This is a genomic window from Rhizobacter sp. P2_H2 (assembly GCF_056403375.1).
On record NZ_JBFUFP010000322.1, the window covers coordinates 1 to 5,260 of the forward strand.

At 70.5% G+C, this 5,260-nt stretch carries 5 protein-coding genes; 3 read left to right on the forward strand and 2 right to left on the reverse strand.

What is annotated here, in order from left to right:
• The 3 genes from AC1D15_RS16920 to AC1D15_RS16930 all read left to right on the forward strand — a co-directional run.
• Positions 1-1,214: outer membrane protein assembly factor BamB family protein (locus AC1D15_RS16920; protein ID WP_477826882.1), on the forward strand; the 1,214-nt coding region annotated here is incomplete at its 5' end.
• 52 nt (positions 1,215-1,266) lie between these two features.
• Entirely contained in the window at positions 1,267-1,620 is a 354-nt protein-coding gene (locus AC1D15_RS16925; RefSeq protein WP_465111249.1) for an FKBP-type peptidyl-prolyl cis-trans isomerase, read from the forward strand.
• A gap of 14 nt (positions 1,621-1,634) precedes the next feature.
• Positions 1,635-2,546: a transglutaminase family protein gene (locus tag AC1D15_RS16930; RefSeq protein WP_047500761.1), complete on the forward strand. Its 912-nt coding sequence runs from the start codon at positions 1,635-1,637 to the stop codon at positions 2,544-2,546.
• Here the strand turns inward: AC1D15_RS16930 and AC1D15_RS16935 are convergent, their stop codons facing one another.
• Positions 2,547-3,131, reverse strand: coding sequence for a hemerythrin domain-containing protein (locus AC1D15_RS16935; RefSeq protein WP_082004107.1), 585 nt, complete (start codon positions 3,129-3,131; stop codon positions 2,547-2,549). It lies immediately after the preceding gene.
• 44 nt (positions 3,132-3,175) lie between these two features.
• Positions 3,176-5,260 (reverse strand): glycoside hydrolase family 94 protein (locus AC1D15_RS16940; protein ID WP_477826883.1); only part of this gene is annotated, 2,085 nt, incomplete at its 5' end.

The window sequence follows — 5,260 nt, forward strand, 5'->3', positions numbered from 1 at the left end:
CGACCGCGCCGATCGCCGCCGGTGCGAGCTACACGCCGAACTCGCCGAACAGCTGGTCGATCTCCAGCGTCGACGAGGCGCTGGGCCTGGTCTACGTGCCGATGGGCAACCAGCCGCCCGACCAGTGGGGCGGCCAGCGCAGCGCGGCCGTCGAGACCTACTCGTCGTCGGTGGTGGCGCTGGAGCTCGCGACCGGCAAGGTGCGCTGGGTGTTCCAGACGGTGCACCACGACCTGTGGGACTACGACGTGCCGTCGCAGCCGAGCCTGCTCGACCTCACGGTCGGCGGCGCGACGGTGCCGGCCCTGGTGCAGCCGACCAAGCAGGGCGAGCTGTTCGTGCTGGACCGCCGCACCGGCAAGCCGCTGCTGCCGGTCGAGGAGGTGCCCGCGCCGCAGGGCGCCGCGAGCGGCGACCACACCGCGCCGACACAGCCGCGCTCGGCCGTGTCGTTCGAGCCGCAGCGGCTGCAGGGCCGCCACATGTGGGGCGCGACGCTGTTCGACCAGCTGGCCTGCCGGATCGCCTTCCACCGGCTGCGCTACGACGGCCGCTTCACGCCGCCGTCCGAAGGCGGCTCGCTGATCTACCCCGGCAACTTCGGCGTCTTCAACTGGGGCGGCATCGCGGTCGACCCGGTGCGGCAGGTCGCCTTCACGACGCCGACCACGCTGGCCTTCACGTCGACGCTGGTGCCGCGCCCGGATGCCACGAGCCTGATGGTGCAGGGCAAGGGCGAGCCGCAGGGCCCGCTGCCGGCGCTGAACGAGAACTTCGGCGCGCCGTACGCGGCGAAGATGAGCGCGTTCACGTCGCCGCTCGGCATCCCGTGCCAGCAGCCGCCGTGGGGCAGCGTCGCGGGCGTCGACCTGCGCACCGGGCAGGTGGCCTGGAAGCACCGCAACGGCACGGTGCGCGACCTGTCGCCGCTGCCGCTGCCGTTCCGCATGGGGGTGCCGAACATCGGCGGGCCGGTGATGACGGCCGGCGGCGTGGCCTTCCTGTCGGGCACGCTCGACGACTACGTGCGCGGCTACGACGTGACCACCGGCCGCGAGCTGTGGAAGCAGCGGCTGCCGGCCGGCGGGCAGGCGACGCCGATGACCTATGCGGGCACGGACGGGCGGCAGTTCCTGCTGGTGGTGGCCGGCGGACACGGCTCGACCGGGACGAAGCCGGGGGACTACGTGCTGGCGTATGCATTGCCACGCTGAGGGCGCCGAGGGCGCTGCCGCGTTAGCATGCCGCCTTTGCCCCCAACAAGGAATTCCCATGCAGACGACCGCCTCCGGCCTCCAGTACGAAGACACCGTGCCGGGCACCGGCGCCGAAGCCCAGGCCGGCCAGCACGTGCGCGTGCACTACACCGGCTGGCTCTACAACAACGGCGTCAAGGGCGCCAAGTTCGACAGCAGCAAGGACCGCAACGACCCGTTCGAGTTCGGCCTCGGCGCCGGCATGGTGATCAAGGGCTGGGACGAAGGCGTGCAAGGCATGAAGGTCGGCGGCACGCGCGTGCTGGTGATCCCGGCGCAGCTGGGCTACGGCGCACGCGGCGCCGGCGGCGTGATCCCGCCGAACGCCACGCTGATGTTCGAGGTGGAGCTGCTCGGCGTCTGATCCGGCGGCCGGCGATGACGATTCAATACGACATCGTCCACACGACGACCTACCGCTACGCGAAGCCGGTGCGCTTCGGCGAGCACCGCGTGATGTTCCGCCCGCGCGACAGCCACGACCTGCGCGTGCTCGCCACCGACCTGCAGGTCAGCCCCGAGGCCGGCGTGCGGATGATCCAGGATCCGTACTCGAACTCGATCGCGCTGGTGCAGCCGCTGGTCGAGGCCGACGAACTGCGCTTCGTCTGCTCGTTCACGATCGAGCACGCGAGCAGCCACAACCTGGAGCTGCCGCTGTCGCCATCGGCCGAGTTCTTTCCGTTCTCGTACTCGGTCGACGAGCGCTTCGACCTCGAGCACTACCTGCGCCCGCACCACGACGACCCGGACGGCACGCTCGCCGCGTGGGCCCGCCAGTTCATCCGCACCGACGGCCCCACCGGCACCCGCGACATGCTGGTGCGCATGAACCAGCACATCCGCGACACCTTCCGCTACGCCGACCGCGACGAGGAAGGCACGCAGCCCCCGCTGAAGACGCTCGCGCTCAACAGCGGCAGCTGCCGCGACTTCGCATTGCTGATGATGGAGGCGTTGCGGCGGCTCGGCGTGGCGGCGCGCTTCGTCTCGGGCTACCTCTACGACCCGGCGCTCGACCCGGCCGCACCCCGCGACGGCCCTGACGACAAGGACACCGTGCCCACGACCGGCGCCGGCGCGACGCACGCCTGGCTGCAGGCCTACCTGCCCGGTGCCGGCTGGCTGCCGTTCGACCCGACCAACAACCTGCTCGGCGGATCGCAACTGGTGCGGGTGGCCGTCGTGCGCGATCCGAAGCAGGCCGCGCCGATCTCGGGCAGCTGGTTCGGCGATGCCGACGCCTACGTCGGCCTGCAGGTCGACGTGAAGGTCACGCGGACGGGCTGATCAGGCGCGCGTGACCGGGTGGTGCGCGAGGTCCAGCGGCGGCCGGCCCACCGGGTCGTCGCCCTCGTCCTCATGCGGCTCACCGCCCCGGGCCATCGCCTGGTATTCCTCCATCAGCTTGGCCTTGCGCGACGCGAGCCGCGCGCCCACCGCCTTCAGGTCGACCTTGGCCTTCTTCGCCTTCGGGAAGATCTTGCTGTGCTCTTCCTCGACGTGCGCATCGATGTGCTTGCCGAGCACGATGACCTTGGCATCGAACTGGCCGTCGGTCGGCGTCATCGCCCCGATCTCGGCGATCAGCTCGCGCGCACTCGCATGCTCGACCTCGGCCTGATCGACCAGCGCATCGTCGGCGATCGCGGCGCGCACCGCCGGGTAGAAGATCTCTTCCTCGATCTGGCCGTGCACCGTGAGCTCCATGCAGATGCGCTCGGCCACCGCGCGGCGCTCGCCGTCGGTGTTGCTGCGGTCACTGAGCTGGTGGAACGCGATGAACAGTTTCTTGATCGCGATGTGGTCGGCCTTCAGCATCTCGATGGCGTCGAAGCGCGACGGCTTGGCGCGGGGACGGGGGGCAGCTGGCATGGTGATCTCCTTTCAATGCGACTTCAACGTTGGATTGACTGCATTCAGGCGAGCGTGGCCACAACCCGGTGCCGGGCACCGTCGTCGACGAATGGTACGCCGCCCTCGAGGGAAACAGGCTGTCCGTCGTGCTGCAGCGACCAGCGGCCCGGGGCCGCTTTCGCCGAGGTGGGCGACGGGGTTTGCGCCGAATTGACAACTTCGATTTCATAGACCGTGCGGCCGCGCCGCAGCGTGACGCTGAAGCCCGGCCAGCCGGCCGGCACCACCGGTGCGATGCGCAGCACGCCGTCGCGCACGCGCACGCCCAGCAGCTCTTCGATGCCGATGCGCCAGTACCAGCCGGCGGCCCCCGTGTACCAGGTCCAGCCGCCCTTGCCGGTGTGCGGCGACTCGCCGTAGATGTCGGCCGCCATCACGTACGGCTCGACGCGGTAGCGCTGCACCGTGAGCCGCGAATCGCTCTTGTCGATCGGGTTCAGCATCGCGTACAGCGGGTACGCGCGGCCGGCATCGCCGAGGCGCGCGAAGGCCATCGCGGTCCACACCGCGGCGTGCGTGTACTGCCCGCCGTTCTCGCGGATGCCCGGCACGTAGCCCTTGATGTAGCCGGGGTCGTGCGCGGTCTTGTCGAAGCTCGGCGTGAACAGCCGGATCAGCTGCGCGTCGCGGTCGATCAGCATCTCGTCGACCTTCTCCATCGCATCGCGTGCGCGCTGCGGGTCGCCGCCGCCGGCGATCACCGCCCAGCTCTGCGCCAGCGAATCGATGCGGCATTCGTCGTTGGAGGCCGAGCCGAGCGGCGTGCCGTCGTCGAAGTACGCACGGCGGTACCACTGCCCGTCCCAGGCGTTGGTGTCGACCGCGGCCATCAGCTCCTGCGACAGCAGCGTCCATTCGGAGACCAGGTCGGCGCGCTCGCGGCGCATCGCGATCGGCATGAATTCATCGAGCACCGACTTCAGGAACCAGGCCATCCAGACGCTTTCGCCCTGGCCCTTCCAGCCGACCCGGTTCATGCCGTCGTTCCAGTCGCCGCAGCCCATCAACGGCAGCCCGTGCACGCCGCGCCCGCGGCTCACCTGGATCGCGCGCACGCAATGCTCGAACAGGCTCGCGCTCTCGTGCGAGATGGTCGGCTCGAAGTACTGGCTCTCCTCGTGCGGCGGCAGCTGCGGGCCTTCGAGGAACGACACCGTCTGGTCGAGCACCGCATCGTCGCCGGTCACCGACACGTAGTACGCCACCGCGTACGGCAGCCACAGCCGGTCATCGGAGAACGTGGTGCGCACGCCCTTGCCACTCGGCGGGTGCCACCAGTGCTGCGCATCGCCCTCGACGAACTGCTGCGCCGCCGCGCGCAGCAGGTGGTCGCGCGCGAAGCCGGGCCAGGCATGCACCAGCGCCATCACGTCCTGCAGCTGGTCGCGGAAGCCGTAGGCACCGCCCGCCTGGTAGAAGCCGCAGCGGCCCAGGCAGCGGCTGCTCAGCACCTGGTACAGCAGCCAGCGGTTGAGCATCAGGTCGAAGGCGCGGTCGGGCGTGCGCACCTGCACCGCGCCGAGCAGCTCGTCCCACTGCGCCTGCACGTTCGCCAGCGCCTGGTCGGCATCGCGCGTGGTCATGCGCACCAGTTCGTCGGCGCCGGCCAGGCTCGCCGCCTGGCCGAACGAGAACACGACCACGTCGGATTCGCCCGGCTCCAGCTTCAGCTCGACCTGCATCACCCAGCACGGGTCGGGGCCGACGCCGGCGGCCTGGCGCAGCGTGTGCTGCGATTCGAGCGCCTGCGGCGCTGCGAGCCCCTGGCCGATGCCGATGAACTCGGCGCGGTCGCAGGTCCAGCCGCTCACCGGGTGCGAGCTGCCGAGCCACGCGATGTCGCGCCCGAAATCGGCGTTCATCGGGTTGCGGGCGTACAGCGTGGTCGACGCGTTGCGGCCGGCCCAGGTCGACAGCAGGTCGACCTTGCCGCTGCGGTTGTCGCCGATGCACAGGTTGACGTACAGCGTCAGCGTCAGCGTGCGGCGGCGTGCGCTGCGGTTGGCCACGCGCAGCCGCATCAGCTTGGCGGGCCGGTCCCACGCGACGAAGTGCGTCAGCTCCGATTCGATGCCGTCGGCCTGCGT